2 protein-coding genes and 1 pseudogene are annotated in these 1,190 nt (G+C 49.7%); all 3 read right to left on the reverse strand.

The window, feature by feature from the left end; translation table 11 throughout:
• Positions 1-360 (reverse strand): conjugal transfer protein TraG N-terminal domain-containing protein (locus tag C5470_RS21865; protein WP_166291894.1); only part of this gene is annotated, 360 nt, incomplete at its 3' end.
• Positions 357-617, reverse strand: coding sequence for a hypothetical protein (locus C5470_RS21870; protein ID WP_166291895.1), 261 nt, complete (start codon positions 615-617; stop codon positions 357-359). The genes C5470_RS21865 and C5470_RS21870, both read right to left, overlap by 4 nt.
• Positions 618-730: 113 nt before the next feature.
• A pseudogene (locus C5470_RS21875) lies at positions 731-1,190 on the reverse strand (integrating conjugative element protein); the annotation flags it as partial.

A 1,190-nucleotide genomic window follows, 5' to 3' on the forward strand; every position in this document is an offset into this window, starting at 1 on the left:
AAGCGACGATATCACTGACGCATAACCCGTTTCAGCCGGTTTCGGTGTCCAAGTACCACAACTTTTTGCCCGCGAGTCATCATACGTAATGGTACTCAGACTCACATTGACCAACGGCACACAGCAAACAATCATCACCAGAAAAGCACCATACAAGGTGTTTTCAATCCGGGTTACTGAGAGCATGCCCTTATTCCCTTCATCCTCCCCTTCTTCCCGGACTCTCAGCCAGATACCTATCATTTTGAATGTCAGCGGCAGCACAAATAACCCAGTGGCCAACAGCACATTCCACAAGCCATTATTCACCACCCAACCCAGCAGGGTCAGAAAATATTCCAAATAGCTATAAGTTGTCATGACTGCTCTCCGGAGACGAAGAACATGGCATACTCACAACATCCCACAAATCCCAACGAAATGAGTACAATCCGTTTCAGAGCAGCTTTTTGTGTTAACGGCAATGGGGATCGCCAAAGCTGCCACATGAAACAGGCAATAACACTGTACATGACCAATCGCCAGGCCAACCAACCGTAACGGGTTATGTACATCCAATGTTGTAAGGCATTGAATTGGGACGGATACGCCAAGCCAACTGCGGCAACAAGTAACATGCACCCCATCATCAGCGTGACGATTCACCCTCGTCTGAGATTCCGTTTCAGTCCTGCAATCAACCACTGTTTAGTGCCAGTAGGTACCCGGATTTCACTTTGCTCAGACATCATTATTGTCCTTCACGTCCTTTTGGCGGCACAGACAAGGTATTAATACGACTGTCGGTATTATCGGTGGATTGCCGTTGCAGATTCATTTCAATCCGATTTTGTTCACGCTCAAGCGCGGTCAGCGCGGTATTTTGTGCAATCGCCCGGCGCAGCTCCATTTCATTCTTCAGCGCGACAATTTCTCTATCCAGTATCGCAATGCGACGATCACTCTCTTCCATAGCTTGCGTCTGAGCAGCCGCATTCGGCTCTGCCTGTCCGGTTATCAACATTCGCCGCATAGTGAGCGCGGTCTCAATGGTGTCTGCCATCGCTAACTCACTGGCCAACCAACTCACCAAAGCCCCACTGTCCGGATCACGTTTCAGGGCCTGGATAACCCCGCGAGTCACCGCCAGGCTACCCGTTTTGAGTTTTGCCAGATTGACTACGGTAGGAGCATTTTCCCCGCTGATCAGT

It is taken from the genome of Photorhabdus stackebrandtii (assembly GCF_011189495.1).
GTDB lineage: Bacteria > Pseudomonadota > Gammaproteobacteria > Enterobacterales > Enterobacteriaceae > Photorhabdus > Photorhabdus khanii.

Coding starts and splice junctions, on each gene's coding strand:
- C5470_RS21870 (WP_166291895.1), bottom strand. CDS start 617: ATGTTACTTGTTGCCGCAGTTGGCTTGGCGTATCCGTCCCAATTCAAT.